Origin of the sequence: Paenarthrobacter sp. NPDC092416 (assembly GCF_044755025.1) — a bacterium.
Taxonomy (GTDB): Bacteria; Actinomycetota; Actinomycetes; order Actinomycetales; family Micrococcaceae; genus Arthrobacter.
Genome location: NZ_JBIVQG010000001.1, coordinates 33,848 through 51,133 on the forward strand (window position 1 = coordinate 33,848; position 17,286 = coordinate 51,133).

Below are 17,286 nucleotides of genomic sequence, written 5' to 3' on the forward strand. Positions count from 1 at the left end.
ACGGCTACGAGTCCATACTGGCGTAACGCTCCGGGCGGGCGAGTACTTGGCTGATCCGGGCAGTCCCCGCAGCAACAGCCAGCCGAACCAAAAGAAACCCAGCCGCGAAAACGCCCACAACGGTCAGCAACACCACAGGTTTCGTCAGAACCGCAGCGCCGGTCAGGGGCAGGACCAGCGCGGCCGCTGCTGCGGCCGAGATTCCGGCCACCAGGAACAGCGGCGACATCACAGCCCTGACCCTCGCTGCCACCATGAGCCTTCGGGGCATGCCCACCCGGTCCAGTGCAACCAGCATGGATGCCCGATCCAAGACTGCGGCGGTCTGATTGACGCCGGCAGAACACGCCACCATCAGGAACGATCCCAACAGCGTGATCATGACTCCGGTGTTGATGTCCCGCACCAGCAAGGTGGTCTCACCTGACGCGCTGCCGCCCATGGTGTCGGCCACGGCCATGCCAACACCCACGAACACACCCACGAAACTGGTCATGGCCACGCCGCCCACTTGCCGCCAGGATTCCTTGGGGCTCTCCAGGACAGTTCGCGCAGCCAGCAGCTGCTCGGGCCCCTTGGCCCGCTTGAGTTGCGAGGATGCCCGCAGCCGCAGGATCCACGGACCCATGAGGTTCAGCGCCAGCAAAGCGAGCCCGAAGCAGCCGCCCATGACGGCCACAATCACCAAGAACGCGCCAAAGCTGCTGAGCATGCCCATGGCCACCACTCCCGTGATCACCACGGCAGCTGCCACGAGACCGCGAACCCAGTGCGCGCCGTCGGCCGCTTGCCTGGTTCGAACGCCCAGCGGCGTCACCACCACCTTCCGAAGGCCCAAGGCGGCGCTCGCCGCTGCCAGTACGCAGACCGCAACGATGCAGGCCAGGATGGACGGAACCGACAGCCAGGCGTAACCGCCGATTGCGTGGCCGCGGAACTGGATGAGGCCGAGGAACGGGGCGATGCAGGCGTAGAGTCCGGCTCCGGCCACCGCGCCCACAGCGGCGAGAGCGGTGGACTCGATGACCGTCATCCAGACGACTGTTCCACTGCTGGCGCCCAGCAGGCGAAGGGACGCCAAACGGTCATCACGACGGCGGGCGGCAAGCCGGGCGGCAGAGGCACCAAGCGTCAGCAACGGGATGATCAGGAGGACCACGGCGACGACCGCCAAGGCCTGATACGTGCCCGCAAGGTCGTCGGTCCACGACCAGAAGATCTGCGAACCGCCGGCCACCGTCAGCAGCAGCGCTGTGACAGTGCCGAAGGCGAGAATGGGCAGGCCGGACTCTCGGAGGTTATGACCCGCCTCGCTGGTTCCGCGGCTCATGAACGGTGACAGGCGCAAGGCCATGGTGAGGCTAGACATTGAAGGCACCCTTGAAGTCCTTGGTCGCGGGCGCGGACTGGACCGCCGGGGATGGCTGAATCGGCCTGCCATCCGCAACCGGGCCTTCGGCCGCAACCCTGCTGCCACTGTCCGCCACAATCCGGCCGTCCCGCAGTTCCACGACCCGTCGGCATCGTGCCGCCACGTTGGGATCATGGGTCACCACCAAGAGTGTCCTGCCGTTGGCTGCTACAGATCGCAGGAGCACGTCGAGGACCTCGTTGGACGTCGCCGAATCCAAGGCGCCCGTTGGCTCGTCGGCAAAGACCACACGCGCGCCGGTCACCTGGGCTCGGGCAATGGCTACCCGCTGAACCTGCCCGCCGGACAATTCACCGAGCCTGCGTCGTTCCATGCCGGCCAGTCCCAGGGCGGCCAGCCACTCCGCAGCACGTGCCTCGGAGGTGGCCCGGTCCGTGCCGTTGAGCATCAGCGCCAAGGCCACGTTCTCCACCGCGGTCAGTTCCGGCAGGAGCATTCCTTGTTGGAAAACGAAGCCGAACTCCTCGCGGCGAAGCCGTGAAAGAGCACCGTCCCCCAGGGAATCCAAGCGGAGCGGGCCGGCTGGAGAGTTCAAGGTGACAGTGCCGGCGTCGGGCCTCAAAATTCCGGCGAGGCAATGCAGGAGCGTCGTCTTGCCCGAACCTGAGGGGCCGATGATCGCGATGGATTCCCCGGCGTTGGCAACGAAGTCGACCTGGTCGAGCGCGATGCTGCCAGGGTAGTGCTTGGAGAGGCGTTGGGCGCAGAGGATGGCGTTCATGGATCCAGCATCCCCAACGGACCCAGCCCAGGGCGTCAGTCCGGCGGCTGAAGTCCGGCCGCGGCCCTCCACCCACGGTATGAGACCCCTACTGGGGTTAGACGTCCGCGACCCGCAGCTTTCCTACGCTCTCGCCCAGGATTCGCCGGGCATCCTCGCCGAGCAGGGAATCAGTGATGAGTTCATCGGCTTCTTCCAACTGGGCGATTGAGGCGATGCCCACCACGCCCCACTTGCTGTGGTCTGCGAGGACCACGGTGCTCCGCGCAGAAGCCATGAAGGCCCGATCGGTCTCGGCCTCAAGGAGGTTGGGCGTGGTGAATCCTGCCTGGGCGTCCATCCCGTGCACACCCAGGAACAAGGCATCCAGATGAAGCTGCTTAAGCGAGGACGTTGCAATGGGGCCCACCAACGCGTCCGACGGCGTGCGCTCGCCGCCAATCAGGATCACCGTGGAGCCGAAGCGGGCAGGACCCGATGACGCGCCATGGTGGAAAAGGTCGGCGATCCGCACCGAGTTGGTGACCACGGTGATACGGGGGCCATTGACGAGTTCCTTGGCCAAGGCCCACGTGGTGGTTCCGGCGCTGAGGCCAATCGCCATGCCTTCGTGGACGAGCGTGGCGGCTTCGACCGCGATCGCATGCTTCTCCGCGGTCAGCTGCGTGGACTTCAGCTCGAAACCTGGTTCGTGGGTGCTGGCATCGCCGGGCAGTTTCGCGCCGCCATGGATGCGCTCAACGCGACCGGTCTCCTCAAGGGCTTCGATGTCCCGCCGCACGGTCATGGGGGAGACGCCGAGCAATTGTGCCAGGTCCGAGACCCGGACCACGCGCTCGCGCTGGACGGCGTCAATGATGGCGGTGTGGCGTGCTGCCTGGAGCATCAGGACCTTCCCTTGGAGCGTGACTGATTGGTCAGGTTCTCAGTCTAGGGTGCCGTACCGTCCCCCGACGTGCAGGGACACCGACGGCGCCGCTCACCGTGCAAGGTGGGCGGCGCCGTCGTCGTTATTCCAAGCTGGTGACGTTACTTCCGGAGCGATTCGGCGATCTGGGTCATGATGCTGGGGTCGGCCAGGGTGGTGGCGTCGCCGGTGTCGCGGCCTTCTGCGATGTCCTTGAGGAGGCGGCGGACGATCTTGCCGGACCGGGTTTTGGGCAGTTCCGGGACGATGAGGAGCTGCTTGGGTTTGGCGATCGGGCCGATTTCCTTGCCCACGTGGTTGCGCAGTTCCAGGACGGTTTCGTCGCCGTTGTTCACGGCGTCACCGCGGAGGATGACGAACGCGACGACGGCCTGTCCGGTGGTCTCGTCAGCGGCGCCGACCACGGCCGCTTCAGCGACGGACGGGTGCGAGACCAGGGCGGATTCGATTTCGGTGGTGGAGAGGCGGTGGCCGGAGACGTTCATGACATCGTCCACGCGGCCCAGGAGCCAGACGTCGCCGTCTTCGTCCTTCTTGGCGCCGTCGCCTGCGAAGTACATGGCCTCGAACCGGGACCAGTAGGTGTCCTTGAAGCGTTCCGGGTCGCCCCAGATGCCGCGGAGCATGGAGGGCCACGGTTCGCGGACCACCAGGTAGCCGCCTTCGCCGTTGGCCACGGATACGCCGTTCTCGTCCACGACGTCCACGGCGATGCCGGGCAGCGGGACCTGTGCCGAGCCGGGCTTGGTGGCGGTAACGCCGGGCAGCGGTGCGATCATCTGCGCGCCGGTTTCGGTCTGCCACCAGGTGTCCACGATCGGGGCGGGGTTGTCCTTCTTTTCACCGTTCTTACCGGCGTTGGCGCCGATGACGTCCCGGTACCACATCCACGCTTCGGGGTTGATGGATTCGCCCACGGAGCCCAGGACACGGATGGAAGAGAGATCGTACTTGTCCGGGATCTCCCGGCCCCATTTCATGAACGTCCGGATCGCGGTCGGGGCGGTGTACAGGATGGAGACCTTGTACTTTTCCACCAGTTCCCACCAGCGGCCCTGGTGCGGGGAATCGGGAGTGCCTTCATACATGAGCTGGGTGGCGCCGTTGACCAGTGGTGCGTACGCGACGTACGAGTGGCCGGTGACCCAGCCGACGTCGGCCGTGCACCAGTACACGTCCGTTTCCGGGTGGAGATCGAACACGGCCTTGTGCGTGTACGCGCCCTGGGTAAGGTAGCCGCCCGTGGTGTGCAGGATGCCCTTGGGCTTACCAGTGGTGCCGGAGGTGTACAGGATGAACAATGGGTGCTCGGAGTCATGCCCGACGGCGGTGTGCTCGGTAGCTGCGACATCGACGGTGTCGGACCACCAGAGGTCGCGGCCTTGGACCCAGTTGACGTCCTCGCCGTTGCGCTTGACCACTACGACGTTGGTCACTGAGTGGCCTTCGGCGTTTTCCATAGCGGAGAGGGCTTCGTCCACGGCAGGCTTCAGCGCGCTGGGCTTGCCGCGGCGGTAGGTGCCGTCGGCGGTGACCACGAGCTTGGCTTCGGCGTCCTCGATCCGGGACCGCAGTGCGTCCGCGGAGAACCCGCCGAACACCACTGAGTGCACCGCGCCGATCCGGGCGCAGGCCAGCAAGGTGATAACGGCCTCAGGAATCATGGGCAGGTAGACGGCCACGCGGTCGCCCTTGGCAACGCCGAGGGACTCGAACGCGTTGGCGGCCTTCTTCACTTCTTCGGTCAGCTGCGCATACGTGTAGGTGCGGGTGTCCCCGGGTTCGCCCTCAAAGTAGATCGCAACCCGGTCGCCCAGGCCGTTCTCGACGTGCCGGTCCAGCGCGTTGTACGCGGCGTTGATCTCGCCGCCCACGAACCACTTGGCAAACGGCGGGTTGGACCAATCCAAGGCCTCGGTGAAGTCCTTGTCCCAGGTCAGCAGCTCACGGGCCTGCTTCGCCCAGAACGCCGGGCGGTCAGCCTCAGCCTCGGCATATGCGTCAGCGCTGGTCACGGCATTCGCGGAAAACTCCGCCGACGGAGCAAACTTACGGTCCTCATGAAGAAGATTTTCGAGGGCCTCGACGTGCGGGGCCTGTCCGTTCTGAGCCGTTGAAGCTGCAGCGGTGGCCGTGGATCCGGTGGTGTCCTGGGACATGGTGAACCTCATTATTCATCGATCTTTGCTGCGCGGACGCCGTCCGCAGGTGTCGCGCCGCCGCCGAAAACCGGCGTCGAGCGTTCCCGCAGGGGCTCCGCAGAGTGCTGTCCGGCATCAACACTATCGTCTCGGGAGATCCTACGTGTGCGTCGTCACAAATCCGCCAGCGAGCGGCGCGGATTTAGCGCCGAATGGCGCATTGTGGTGCTGGGAACCGCTTACATGACGACGACGGCGGCACTCGCCATCCGCGGTTACGCCGGGCTTCACTCTTCTTCTGAAAGAGAGCTTGGAGTTTCCTGTGCAGGTGCCGTCTGCCTGGTTTCGGCTAGAAGACTGTCAGTGGCGTGACATAGGCTGAAGAAGTCTTGGGACGCATTGGAGGCGTGCCCGGTTTTTGGCGGAATCCCGTCTCAAACCCCGGGCAGGAATGCCCAAGGCGCCGCCGTACGAAGGAGAAATACATGAACCCGCAGAGCCCAGGCCCGCACGACTCGAATCCGACGGGACCGGACACCGCGGCTGGAACGGCCCCTGCAACAGGCGGTGCCGGTTCCGCCACTCCTGCCAAGTACCAGGCCGTTCTGGGTCCTTTCACTATCCGCGACCTCACCATCTTTGGTTCCACGCTCCTGATGTTCATCGCGTCGCTCTTGCCGATGTTCGGTGGCCGCTACAACCTCTGGAACCTTGGTAACCTCTTCTTCCTGCTGCTGGGGATCATCCTGCCGCTGGTGGTTGTGGCCCTGTTCGTGGCCCGGCGGCTTCAGCCCGGCACCATCGTCCGCGTGGGCTCGCTGTCGATCGACCAATTCGCATCCGTGACGGCGTCCTTCGCTTTGCCCTTGTTCTTCCTGACCATTACCGATTCCTTCAATGGCAGTGTCCTGCTGGGGTTGGTGGGGTCGTTGGGCCTGCTCGCAGCAACTGTTCTTGCTCCTCACCTGCCGTGGCTCTCTGCTGACTTTAAGGACCGCGCTGAGGCGCCTGCCCACGTGGTGGCCCGAGAGGCCGCTGTCCCCAGCCGCAAACCCGCTGCACCCAAGGCCCCGAAAGCCCCCAAGGAAGCGAAAGCCCCGTCCGCCGCTGGCTTTGGGTCTTCGAATGCCGGCTTCGGAACCGGGACAAGTAGCCCCTACACGCCGCCGGTAACGCCCGCCGCGTCAGCTACCTCGGCCACCCAGCCCCCAACGAGTGGGGCACCCGTCGTCGGCGAGGCACGAGACTCCAGGCCCGCTGTGGATGTGCAGCCTTCGGCAGAACCGGTGGCTTCCGCGGCTCCCGCTGCGGCTGGAACTCCGGCTGCCACCGCGGCAGAGGCTGCGCCAGAGCCTTCACCGGCTGAGCCCGACGTCGCTTTCGGCGGGCCCGCGAAGCCTGCAGCTCCTGAAGCAGCCACGACGCAGCACACAACCCAGCCGCCCGCGGCGCAGCAGACGGCAGACAACGAGCCCGCAGCGCATCAGCCCTCCGCCGAGCAGCCTGCATCCCAGCGTCCGTGGGCTGCCACCATGGCGACGCCCATTGTGTCCGGTGATACGCGGGTCGTCAGCGACTCCATCGGTGCCACGGTGGACCCCGCGAGCCGACCCGACGAGTCCAGCCACACGCCTGCGTACGAGGCGTTCTGGTTTGCAGTGGCCCAGCCACGGACGGTGTACAACGAGCAGACCGGGTCGCCTGTCTTCACGATCGAACCGGGTGGCTGGGTACTTGCCCTCGAAGACCGTGGCCACGAGTTCCTGGTCCAGGACACGGACGGCAAAGTCGGAGTCCTTCGGGAGCTCAGCAACATCGAACGCGGCTAAGGAAGGACGTCGTGGCCATCGCTGAAGCTGGCTCCCCGCTCGCCCTCAAGCGCCGGGCCCGCAGGATCAACAGGGTCCTCGCGGACAAGTATCCCTATGCCCATGCCGAGCTGGATTTCCGTAATCCGTTCGAGCTGGTGGTGGCCACCGTTCTTTCGGCCCAAACCACGGATGTGCTGGTCAATCAGGTCACCAAGATCCTGTTTGCCCGCTACCCCGACGCCCGCGCCTTGTCCGAGGCAGATCCCGCAGAGTTGGAAGCCATCCTGCAGCCCACAGGCTTTTTCAGGGCGAAAGCCCGGAACGTCCTTGCGCTGAGCACCCGATTGGTGGACGAGTTCGACGGCCAGGTACCGGGCCGTCTTGAAGACCTGGTGACGCTCCCGGGTGTCGGGCGGAAAACGGCAAACGTTGTCTTGGGGAACGCCTTTGGTGTCCCCGGGATCACCGTGGATACGCACTTCGGCCGATTGGCCCGCCGGTTTGGTTGGACGGTGTCGGATGACCCGGTGAAGATCGAGTTCGACGTTGCCGAACTGTTCGAGCCGAAGGATTGGACCATGCTCTCGCATCGGGTCGTCTTCCATGGTCGGCGGATTTGCCATGCGAAGAAGCCGGCCTGCGGTGCTTGTCCGGTCGCGAGCCTGTGCCCCAGCTACGGCGACGGCGAGACAGACCCTGTGAAGGCAGCCAAATTGCTGAAGTACGAGCTGGCGCCCGGCAACGAGGACCTGTTGGAACAATTACTGGCCGAGACACACCGCGCGGCCGAGATCCGCATGGAATCCCAAAGGAGGCCCCGGTGACGGCGCTGGAAGATCTCGCGGGACTGGTCACCCGGTTTGAGTCCGGCGAGCATGGCTACTCTGCCCACTGGGCGAAACTTCCGGTCAGCCCCGAGACCAACCGGCCGGCGGCTGTCCTGATGCTCTTTGGGGTGTTGGACGATGTCCCTGCCGAATCCGACCGCCCGATTGCCGCGGCGGATCTCGATGTCCTGCTGCTGGAAAGGGCGCACACCCTGGACGATCACCCCGGGCAAGTTGCCTTCCCGGGCGGCAGTGTTGACCCGGAAGACGAGTCCGTGGTGGCGGCTGCGCTCCGTGAAGCCGTCGAGGAGACGGGCCTCGATGCCGGAGGCGTGAAGGTGCTTGGCGTCATCCCGGAACTGGGGCTCATTCGCAGCAATTTTCGAGTCACCCCTGTGCTGGCCTGGTGGGCGTCGCCATCGCCGGTCCGTGTTGTGGACTACGGCGAATCCGCCCAGGTTTTCCGCGTCCCGGTCCGGGACCTGTTGGATCCCGCGAACCGTGTCACGGCGACGATTTCCCGTTTTGGACGGACCTTCACCAGCCCGGGGTTCACCGTGAACGGTGTCCTGGTCTGGGGCTTTACGGGAATGGTCCTCAGCGGGCTCTTCGATGAGCTTGGCTGGACAGTCCCTTGGGACGAAGGCAGGCTGCACGAGGTCGAGCTCTAAGCGGCCTTGCGTCCCGCCGTCGAGCGGTCCACTATCAATCCCGTCGCCGCATTTTCGCGAACCGCGTTGATGCCGTCCACCACGCCCTTGAGGTGTTTGAACGTGGGTGATTCCGCAACTACCGTTCCGTCCGCTGCGGTGAGTCGGAATCGGTACGACTCTTCGTTGTCTTTGATGATTTCAAATCGGCCAGCCATCGTTGCTGTTCCCCCTATGAATGCTTCATTGCACAGTGCCGGGCGCAGTGTGCCACGCGCCACACTTTGAAGGTATCCAGAAGGTGCGGGGATTTAAAGTTACCGTCGGGTACTCGTCATACGGCGGTCATCGCCGATCACATAGCGAGATGTGACTGGCTCGGAGGCCCGCCGATGGCTAGTGTTCGGGCAGTCAAAACAGCAGCACCCGGCGCGGTGCGGGAAGCGGATACTCCAGTCCGGCCGCCCTGAACTGCGCGTCAGCTTTTGCCATCCTGCGCTGCTCCATGAGCCGGAGTTCCTGCCTATCCAGGCCGTCCACCCCAGGCAACCCGGACAGTCCATCAATCCAGTCAGTGGCCACCACGCTGTCGTGAAGTTCGCCCAGGATGCGCTGCATGCCGACCGCCGGCTGGATGATGGCCGTTGCGGCCGGACCGATCACCTCGGCGACGGCCTCAACAGAGTACCGGAGGCCCTTGATGTCCTTGCGGGCACGGTGCAGGAGCTCGCTGCGTTCTTCCTCCCCGACGGCTGCGGCTTCAGCCCCAAGACTGCGCTGAATGGCTTCCCACTGCTGTTGCAGCAGTTCAGCGACGTCGGCCATTCGGTGCGGGGATCCGTTCTTTCGTAGCCGGGGCTGGCCGTTGGATCCTTCAGACAGGAGGGCCTCACGGCAGGCATGGATGGTTCGCCGGGCCCGCTCGTCGGAGCCAAGACGGGCAGCGGAACGATTGCTCGCCGACATCAGCACGCGCACCGCTTCCTGCAGCGGATCGGGTGCGCGCCAAGCATCTGACGCGTCCAAAGACAAAGTAATCCGCTTGCCGAGAACGTATGCATCCCTGGCTTCACCGAGCGAGCGCGCCAGCCAACGGACATCCTTGTGTTCTGGTTTGGGTACGTGTGGAAGGAGCGGCTCGTAGCAGGAAAGTACGGAGCGAAGGCGGCGGAGTGCGAGCCTGGCGCTGTGGACCGCCTCCTGGTCGGCCGCGGCGATCAACGGCAAATAGCCTTCCAGCTCCGTCAGCTGGAAGGCTATGTACAAGCTCAGCGAATCCCGCACATCGGAGCCCACGGGGTCAGTTTCCTCCGGTCCGTGACGTGGGACAAGGCTTTGGCCGCGTCCCGGCGGCTACTTCGCCTTGTCGTAGGAATCGACGACGGCGATGCTCACCGGAAACTCGACGGGGACCCGCCCGAACATGAGCTCTTTTGCTGCATTCGCGGATTCCTCGATCGCCTGGATGCAGGCGTCCACGGCGTCATCAGGTGCATGCACCATGACTTCGTCGTGGAGGAAAAAGACGAGTTCCCCGGATGGCGAGCCTTCGGCACGCAAAGCGCGCAGCCGCCGTCGTAATTCCGCCAACCAGCACGATGCCCACTCGGCTGCCGAGCCCTGAACCACGAAATTGCGCGTGAATCGGCCGCGGGAGCGGGCAAGGTTGTCGGCGCGCCGCTGTTCCTCCGCGGTGGTGGACTGCTGGCTTCGCAACCATCCGGCTGACGGCGGTGGGCTGCTTCGGCCGAGCCGCGATGTCACGGTTCGACCGGCTTCGCCGTCGCGCGCGGCCTGCTCCACGAAGCCGACGGCGTGGGGATATGTGCGTGCCAACTGCGGCATGAGCCGGCCCGATTCGCCCGTGGTTGCGCCGTAGATGGCGCCGAGCAGCGCAATCTTGGCTTTTGCCCTGTCGCCGCCAAATCCTTGGGCCGCGATGCCCGCATAGAGATCCTTGTCCCGCGCAGCCTCGGCCATTTTCGTGTCTTGCGCGAGGGCAACGAGCACGCGCGGCTCAAGCTGCGAGGCGTCGGCGACGATGAGTTTGTGGCCGGGATCGGCATGCACCGCGCCCCGGATATTGCGCGGAATTTGGAGGGCGCCGCCGCCTCGTGAGGCCCATCGGCCGGATACGACGCCACCCACCACATACTCGGGGTGGAAACGGCCGTCACGCACCCACGCGTCCAGCCACGCCCAACCGTTGGCGGTGTGGAGGCGGGACAGTTTCTTGTAGGCCAGCAGCGGCTGGATGGCAGGGTGCTTGGATTCCTGGAGCTCCCATTGCCGGGTGCTTTTGACCTCGATCCCGTTGCGATGCAGGGCACGCATGAGGTCCTGCGGTGAGTCCGGGTTCAGGCTTGGGGACTTCAGGATGTCCCGCAGCTCACTGCACAGGGCTTCCAGCGCGGGCGGCCTGTGCCCGAATTGCGGGCGGTCACCCAGATAGCCGGCCAGAATCTGCTCGTGCAGCTCTTCGCGCCATGGGACACCTGCGTGTTGCATTTCCACGGCGACAATGGCGCATGCGGACTCAGCGGCCAGCAACAACTGAAGCCGTTGTTTCCTTTGATCGTCTGTGGTGACCTGGGCGAGGGCGTGCTGCTGGGCCGCGAATTCAGTCCGGAGCTCGGCCAGCCCTGCCCTTGCCGGGCCAGGAGTGAAGTCCTCGAACAGAGCGCCCTGCTCAGCGGGTGGAGGAGGGGGTTGCAGCGTCCGGGGCGGTGCGGCGTCGTCGTCCTGGGTCAGTTTCTCGGCATTCTGCGCGTATTCGGTATGGGCTGTGAACTCGGAGTGCGCCAGAATGGCGCCGCACAGAGAGAGGTCGTGGCAGCGTTCCACTTCGACCCCATGCACCAGGAGCTCCGGGTACCAGTCCTGCGCACGGAGCCAGACCCAGCGTGGCCGCTGGGTCTCAAATTCACGCACGACGGCGGGTAACTCGCCTTTGCGGACCACGCGGGCGTCGGCGGTGGGCTTACCGGCGGGAGAGATTCTTTGTATGGCTGCGCCGTCCGGGTGGGCGGCAAGCAGCAAATACATGGTCTCCATTCTGCCTTGGGATGGTGCATGACACTTCCTCCACAGCATGGGATTCCGCTGTGTTGTCCACATACAGGTTTTGACCGCTTCTATGCTTCCGTCAACGGGACAAGAGTGGCCTCATGAGTAAGCACCAGCTTGGGCACAGACAGGCCTTCATCGAGTCGTCGGATCCGGACGAGTCCTGGGTGCCACGGGAATCTGGCGAAATTCTCCTTGTCACGGGCGATCCCTACCTTGAAGAAGAGGCCAAGCGGATCGTTGCAGCGATCGGAGGCAGCCTGCGCACAGCCGTGGACGTGAGTGAAGCCATCCACGGTTGGGACAGTGCCGACGTCGTGCTGGTGGGGAGCGATGTCAGGGAACTCCCTCCACGACGGCGAGCGCCCGCCGTTTTGCTGGGCAGGAGCGCCGAAGGTGACGGGCTTTGGAGGCTCGCGGCGGCTCTGGGCGCTGAGCGTGTTGCCGTGCTGCCAGAGGCCGCGACGTGGCTGGCTGAACATCTGAGCCAATCCGGTTCGCCGGACCCCGGTGGCACCGTCCTGGGCATCATCGGAGGCTGCGGCGGAGTGGGAGCTTCCACCTGTGCGGTGTGGCTTGCCCAAGCCGCCGCCGGGCATGGTGTCAGTACCCTGCTCATTGACGGCGACCCCTTGGGTGGGGGCCTGGAACTCGCCGTCACTTTGGAGGACATACCGGGACTTCGCTGGCCGGATTTCGCCGACGCACGCGGCAGCATTGACCCCGGTCAGCTTCGCGATTCCCTGCCGGTGGCAGGCGGTTTTGCGTTCCTGTCCTGGCCAGGTACCCGGGACCCGGTACAAACGCCCGACGCCGGTTCTGTCGCGGCTGTGGTCGACGCCGCGCGGAGAAGCTTCGAACTCGTCGTTGTGGACATCGGCAGGGGGACTGAAGGAATCAGGACTCTGGCCTGGGCCTGCGACAAGATCCTTCTCCTCGCCAAGGCACACCTCAAATCCGCCGTTGCTGCCGCACGGATCCTCAACGAACTCCCGCCTGTGGACACCGGACTCCTGATCAGGGGCAACGTCGCAGCAGCCATGGACGCGCCATTAATAGCCGAATCATTGGGGCTGCCCCTGTCCGGAATTGTTCCGGAGGTCCGCGGGGTTGCTGCAGGGACCGAATTCGGGCGGCTGCTTGAGCTGGGCCGGCGACGCCCCGTCATGAGATTCGCCGACGCCGTGTTGGACCTTCACGGTGGTTCCGAATGACAGACTTCCCGCGATCAGCCTCACCCGGGGCAGGGTTGCCAGGCTCGGCGTTGCCGAAGGGCGGCCTGCCTTTGAGCGGCCTGCCTTTGAGCGGCCTGGCTCCTGCCGGTGGTCGGCGTCGACAGAACCGAAGGCTTGATTCGATGCTTCTGGAGACCGTCCGCGAATCCGTGCTGTCCGGGCGCGGTCCAGTGACGCCGTCCAGCGTCGCTGCCGCGGTCCAGGCCAGTGGGAAAGTCCTGGGAACTGCCGGTGCACTGGAAGCTGCTGAGACCATCAGCGCCGAGCTCAACGGATTGGGCCCCCTGCAGCACCTTGTCCGGGACCCCAACGTCACGGACATTTTCGTGAACGGTGTGGAGTCCGTGTGGTTGGATCGCGGGCAAGGCCTGGAACGGTCCTCGGTTCACTTCCACAATGAACAGCAGATCAGGTCCCTCGCCGCGAGGTTGGTTTCAGCCGGCGGCCGCCGCCTGGATGATGGCTCGCCGTGTGTGGATGTCAGGCTGAACGGAGGCTACCGCGTGCACGCGGTCCTGCCGCCGATCTCAACGGCAGGAACACTGCTGTCCATACGTATTCGACGCGAAGAGGTCTTCACCCTGGAAGAACTCCGCACCGGCGGCATGTTCAACGAACTCGAGGAAACCGTACTGCGGGCCATCATGGACTGCCGGCTGAGCTTTCTGATCAGTGGAGCAACAGGATCCGGCAAAACCACCCTCCTCTCCACGATGCTGGGGTTGAGCCGTCCCGGGGAACGGTTGGTGCTGATCGAGGATGCGGCCGAGCTCAATCCTGTCCACCCCCACGTCGTCACGCTCGAATCACGCCACGGAAACCTTGAAGGCGGCGGCGCCCTGGATCTGGGCGAGTTGGTCCGGCAAGCCCTGAGGATGCGACCTGACCGGCTGATTGTTGGCGAGTGCCGCGGAGCGGAAGTCCGTGAACTGCTCACCGCGCTCAACACCGGCCACACCGGTGGGGGTGGCACTATTCACGCCAACACCGCAGAGGCCGTACCTGCCAGGCTGGTCGCGCTGGGCGCGCTCGCAGGCCTGAACGCAGAGGCAGTGCGACTCCAGGTTTCCAGTGCACTGGACGTCGTGATCCACGTGGAACGCACGCAGCAGGGGCGGAAACTCGTTTCCGTAGGCATGCTGACAGACTCTGCTGCCGGCCAAACTGTTGTTCCTGCGCTGCAGTCGAACCAAGGCCCTATGGTGCAGGGGCCCGCCTGGGCTGTCTTGGCTGCCAGATTGTCCCTGGACTGCGGGATCGCACCGGCAACGAGCTCCGGACCGGCTGCATGAATGCCCTTCTGGTACTCGCCTTAGCGGCTGCCGCGTGGTTCGAATTCAGAAAGCCTGCGCCCCAAAGATGGCGCGACCTCGGCGGCCGGCGGCGCACAGCGGCTGAGGCCATTGGAGGACACCTTGGCTTGAGGATCGGTGCATACCGCCGCGTCCGGGCCGAACCTTTGTCCTTGGTGGTCCTGGTTCAACAACTCGCGGCGCTCCTACGCGGTGGACGCGGAGCGGCGAGGCTTTGGGAGGAAATGTGGCTCGTTCATTCGGGCCTGACGGGCGACAACAGGAGAACGGCCTATTCGGGAGCGCAGCGCGCCGCGGCGACACTCTCCGAAGCGTCAATCCGAGTACTCGGTGCTGCACGCTCATCGTCCAGTGTGGGCAATTCCGCCGCCGAAGCCATACGCGGCGCCGTGGAGAAGGCGTATCCCAGCCGTGGAAACGTCGAACGGAGGATCTGGGTGGAACTGGCCGCCTGCCTGGATATCGCCGAGACCAGCGGCTGCCCACTGGCCGACATTCTTACCCGATTCGCATCACAACTTGAGGCCGAAGAAGACGCTGAAGCGGCACGGCAAACGGCGCTCGCAGGACCCAAAGCGACAGTCCGTCTCTTGTCGTGGCTCCCCGTCCTCGGACTGGGTCTGGGCATGGCCTTGGGAGTTGACCCGCTGGGAATCCTCCTCGACAACGTATTGGGCATGGCGACACTGGCCACAGGACTTGTGCTCACCGTCGCCGGGCGCCTGTGGTCTTCCCGTTTGGTCGCTGCTGCCGGTGGCGGCGGCTGATGGGAGGGCTGCCAGCTCTGGCCTTGGCCGGGGTTCTCATAACCGCGTCCGTCATCGGTCTGGCGGCGCCGTCGCGGCTTCGGCGACAGCTTTACCGGAGATTGCGCGACCCAACGGCTGTTGCTGCCGGGGCCGGCAACGGCGCTCCTCTGTCTTCGGAGGACGTGGGTTCCTCGGACGGACTGCGCGACACCGCAATGATGCTAGAACTCTTAGCATCCATGCTCGACGCCGGGGCTGGTATCGGACGCGCTTTGGAACTGATTGCCACGTGCGCCTCACCATCCATCAGCGTCTCCCTGCGGCCCGTGGTGGCTGCGTTGTCGATTGGGGCGGACTGGGAAACAGCTTGGCGCAGCTCGGCAAACCAAGTATCGGAAGTTGCCCGGCTAAAAGAGGCCTTGGCTTTCGCTGCCCTCACCGGGGCTCCATCGGCATCCATCCTCTATGCCCAGGCAGCCAGGGAACGCCGTGAACAATTCAGGGCGGCGGAAAAGCGGGCCGCTGCCCTGGGCGTGAAGCTCGTAGTCCCGCTGGGAATCTGCTCCCTTCCCGCATTTATCTGCCTGGGAATCGTCCCTGTCCTGATCGCCATGCTGCCGTCCGGCTGAGGCGCCGGTGTGGTCACTTTTCCTCCACAACCGCACGAACCAGGGGTTTATCCACTTGGCAGCATCAAGCACTTCTGGACCGGACAAAGGAACGGAAGAGTCGTCTTAGCCGGCTGATCGGTCGGCATCATCTGAAGGGAACATCATGCAAGCAGCAACCCACACACAGCCCACGGCGCAGGGCGCACGGCACAGTTCCTTGGCAGTCCTTGAACGCGAAGATTCATCGGCTGGGGCGCCGGATCTTCCGGCGCGGGACATGGCTATGCGGGAGCTGGCGGGAGGGGACATGGCTATGCGGGAGCTGGCGGGAGGGGACATGGCTATGCGGGAGCTGGACGTCCGGAGGCTGACGGCGCGGGGCGTGGTCGCGTCAGCCGAGCCGGAGGGCACAGCGGTTCCACGTAGCGCGACTGTCCACCAGTTGCCTTCCGCGCTTTCCGAGCGGGAGACCCCAGCCGTCCCTCCCGTTCGGACACGAAGGTCCCAGGCAAGGAAGCGTGGCCGGCTCAGAGCTTCCGAAGCGGGAATGGCCACCGCTGAGTACGCCATCGCCACGCTCGCCGCCGTCGGCTTGGCAGGCCTCTTGGTTGTCATCCTGCGCAGCGAGGAGGTCCGCGGCTTCCTGCTCAACCTTATTCGTACGGCCCTGCAGTTGCCGTGACCTGTGTGCTGCCGGAAGCCCACGACAAGCCGGAACCACGTTTCCTCAACAGAGACGAAGATGTTGGGGAAAGGCGGACGCCGGGGACGGATTCGTGGCCCAAGCGGGCTCCGGGGCAGGGCAGCATTTCCGGGGCTGTGACTGCCGAGTTCGCGGTGGCCCTGCCGGCCGTACTCGTGCTTCTGGCCTTCCTGCTGGCAGGTGCGGCAGCTGGGATTACACAACTTCGCTTGGAAGAAGCGGCCAGGGCGGGCGCCAGGGCTTTGGCCAGGGGCGAGGACAGCAACGCAGTGCAGGGAATAGTCGTTCGCCTTGCCGGGGAGGGGGCTACAGCAGTAGTTGGCCGGGACGACGAATGGCTGACGGTGACAGCTTCGGCGCGAGTCGGTGGTGCGCTGGGCGCCGTGATCCCCTGGACTCTGACTGCTTCAGCCTCGGCCAAGGCTGAGGTATCACGGGCCGCCGCTCTGGGCGGTGGGAACGGCTGGCAGTTGGCGATGGGTCCTGCCGTAGACCCGGGTTGCGGCGGCTGGCAGTTGGCGATGGGCAGTGCCGTAGACCCGGGGTGCGGCGGCTGGCAGTTGGTGACCGGAGTGACCTCGGCCAGGACCCATTCGGAGCTAATCCCGTGCTTTGGGGGCGGAGCGTAATGGGGCTGTCTGCGGAACTCTGGGCGGAGGGTTGAAGTGTCAAACCTCAACGCGCATGCCGTGACAGACGCGGAGGCACCCACGTCCGAGCGCGGCGCCGGGACGGTACTGGCCTTGGTGCTTGGATGCGTCGTGATGTCGCTCCTTGCAGGGGTGTTGTTCCTGGCACAGGCGGGAGTTATGGCATCGAGGGCCGCGTCGGCCGCGGACCTGGCTGCCCTTGCAGGAGCAGATGCAGCCCGCGGACTCACGTCGGGGGAGCCGTGTGATGTTGCGGCAGAGCTGGCCGAGCAGCATGATGCCCGGTTGACCTCGTGCGTCGTGGTTCGTGGCGAGGTGGTCGAGGTTGCAACAGAGCTGGTGCAGCATTCGGTGTTCGGCGCGGCAACAGGCAAAGCACGCGCGGGGCCACCACCCTAGGCACAGTCACCACCGGGGGAAGGCCGCTGCCCTAGAAAGCGCCGCTGCCC

At 65.1% G+C, this 17,286-nt stretch carries 17 protein-coding genes; 10 read left to right on the plus strand and 7 right to left on the minus strand.

All coding sequences use genetic code 11. The features are described from left to right. Nucleotides 1-4 precede the first annotated feature (4 nt). The 4 genes from ACIQC5_RS00155 to acs all read right to left on the minus strand — a co-directional run bounded on the left by ACIQC5_RS00155 (nt 5) and on the right by acs (nt 5,240). The gene (locus ACIQC5_RS00155) at nt 5-1,369 is read right to left on the minus strand and encodes an FtsX-like permease family protein (RefSeq protein ID WP_400277558.1); all 1,365 of its coding nucleotides are present in this window, start codon (nt 1,367-1,369) and stop codon (nt 5-7) included. Next, nucleotides 1,362-2,153, minus strand: coding sequence for an ABC transporter ATP-binding protein (locus ACIQC5_RS00160; protein WP_400277559.1), 792 nt, complete (start codon nt 2,151-2,153; stop codon nt 1,362-1,364). Before ACIQC5_RS00160 ends, ACIQC5_RS00155 begins: the two co-directional genes overlap by 8 nt. A gap of 97 nt (nt 2,154-2,250) precedes the next feature. After that, the gene (locus ACIQC5_RS00165) at nt 2,251-3,039 is read right to left on the minus strand and encodes a DeoR/GlpR family DNA-binding transcription regulator (RefSeq protein ID WP_400277560.1); all 789 of its coding nucleotides are present in this window, start codon (nt 3,037-3,039) and stop codon (nt 2,251-2,253) included. A 143-nt stretch (nt 3,040-3,182) separates the two neighbouring features. Further along, on the minus strand, nt 3,183-5,240 hold the full coding sequence (gene acs, locus ACIQC5_RS00170) for an acetate--CoA ligase (protein WP_400277562.1): 2,058 nt from the start codon (nt 5,238-5,240) through the stop codon (nt 3,183-3,185). Between the two features lie 467 nt (nt 5,241-5,707). On the opposite strand from acs, the gene ACIQC5_RS00175 reads away from it, so the two are divergent. Genes ACIQC5_RS00175 through ACIQC5_RS00185 form a run of 3 tightly spaced genes read left to right on the plus strand, consistent with a single transcriptional unit; the run spans nt 5,708 to nt 8,531 of the window. Next, nucleotides 5,708-7,051, plus strand: coding sequence for a hypothetical protein (locus ACIQC5_RS00175; protein WP_400277564.1), 1,344 nt, complete (start codon nt 5,708-5,710; stop codon nt 7,049-7,051). An 11-nt stretch (nt 7,052-7,062) separates the two neighbouring features. Next, complete coding sequence (nth, locus tag ACIQC5_RS00180; RefSeq protein WP_400277566.1) at nt 7,063-7,857, plus strand: endonuclease III; 795 nt, start codon at nt 7,063-7,065, stop codon at nt 7,855-7,857. Further along, on the plus strand, nt 7,854-8,531 hold the full coding sequence (locus ACIQC5_RS00185; protein WP_400277567.1) for an NUDIX hydrolase: 678 nt from the start codon (nt 7,854-7,856) through the stop codon (nt 8,529-8,531). The genes nth and ACIQC5_RS00185 overlap by 4 nt, the downstream gene beginning before the upstream one ends. Here ACIQC5_RS00185 and ACIQC5_RS00190 read toward each other — a convergent pair. From ACIQC5_RS00190 to ACIQC5_RS00200, 3 genes are all read right to left on the minus strand, one after another. Continuing rightward, nucleotides 8,528-8,728, minus strand: coding sequence for a YegP family protein (locus tag ACIQC5_RS00190; RefSeq protein WP_400277569.1), 201 nt, complete (start codon nt 8,726-8,728; stop codon nt 8,528-8,530). The two genes, ACIQC5_RS00185 and ACIQC5_RS00190, sit on opposite strands and share 4 nt — an antisense overlap. Nucleotides 8,729-8,921: 193 nt before the next feature. Beyond that, nucleotides 8,922-9,806: a CHAD domain-containing protein gene (locus ACIQC5_RS00195; RefSeq protein ID WP_400277571.1), complete on the minus strand. Its 885-nt coding sequence runs from the start codon at nt 9,804-9,806 to the stop codon at nt 8,922-8,924. A gap of 57 nt (nt 9,807-9,863) precedes the next feature. Beyond that, nucleotides 9,864-11,555: a bifunctional 3'-5' exonuclease/DNA polymerase gene (locus ACIQC5_RS00200; protein WP_400277572.1), complete on the minus strand. Its 1,692-nt coding sequence runs from the start codon at nt 11,553-11,555 to the stop codon at nt 9,864-9,866. A gap of 122 nt (nt 11,556-11,677) precedes the next feature. Between ACIQC5_RS00200 and ssd the strand changes: the two genes are divergently transcribed. The 7 genes from ssd to ACIQC5_RS00235 all read left to right on the plus strand — a co-directional run bounded on the left by ssd (nt 11,678) and on the right by ACIQC5_RS00235 (nt 17,236). Further along, nucleotides 11,678-12,790 (plus strand): septum site-determining protein Ssd, encoded by a 1,113-nt coding sequence (gene ssd / locus ACIQC5_RS00205; RefSeq protein ID WP_400277573.1) that lies wholly within the window; start codon nt 11,678-11,680, stop codon nt 12,788-12,790. A gap of 143 nt (nt 12,791-12,933) precedes the next feature. Further along, nucleotides 12,934-14,103, plus strand: a complete 1,170-nt coding sequence (locus ACIQC5_RS00210; protein ID WP_400277574.1) for a TadA family conjugal transfer-associated ATPase — start codon at nt 12,934-12,936, stop codon at nt 14,101-14,103. Then, nucleotides 14,100-14,891 (plus strand): type II secretion system F family protein, encoded by a 792-nt coding sequence (locus ACIQC5_RS00215; protein WP_400277575.1) that lies wholly within the window; start codon nt 14,100-14,102, stop codon nt 14,889-14,891. Before ACIQC5_RS00210 ends, ACIQC5_RS00215 begins: the two co-directional genes overlap by 4 nt. Then, a complete protein-coding gene (locus tag ACIQC5_RS00220) occupies nt 14,891-15,502 on the plus strand; it encodes a type II secretion system F family protein (protein ID WP_400277576.1) in 612 nt (203 codons plus the stop codon). The genes ACIQC5_RS00215 and ACIQC5_RS00220 overlap by 1 nt, the downstream gene beginning before the upstream one ends. A 319-nt stretch (nt 15,503-15,821) precedes the next feature. Then, nucleotides 15,822-16,166 (plus strand): DUF4244 domain-containing protein, encoded by a 345-nt coding sequence (locus tag ACIQC5_RS00225; RefSeq protein WP_400278658.1) that lies wholly within the window; start codon nt 15,822-15,824, stop codon nt 16,164-16,166. 137 nt (nt 16,167-16,303) lie between these two features. Further along, on the plus strand, nt 16,304-16,816 hold the full coding sequence (locus ACIQC5_RS00230) for a TadE family type IV pilus minor pilin (RefSeq protein WP_400277577.1): 513 nt from the start codon (nt 16,304-16,306) through the stop codon (nt 16,814-16,816). A 36-nt stretch (nt 16,817-16,852) separates the two neighbouring features. After that, nucleotides 16,853-17,236 carry an Rv3654c family TadE-like protein gene (locus tag ACIQC5_RS00235; RefSeq protein ID WP_400277579.1) on the plus strand — a complete coding sequence of 128 codons (384 nt, stop codon included), beginning with the start codon at nt 16,853-16,855 and terminating at the stop codon, nt 17,234-17,236. Nucleotides 17,237-17,286: the final 50 nt, after the last annotated feature.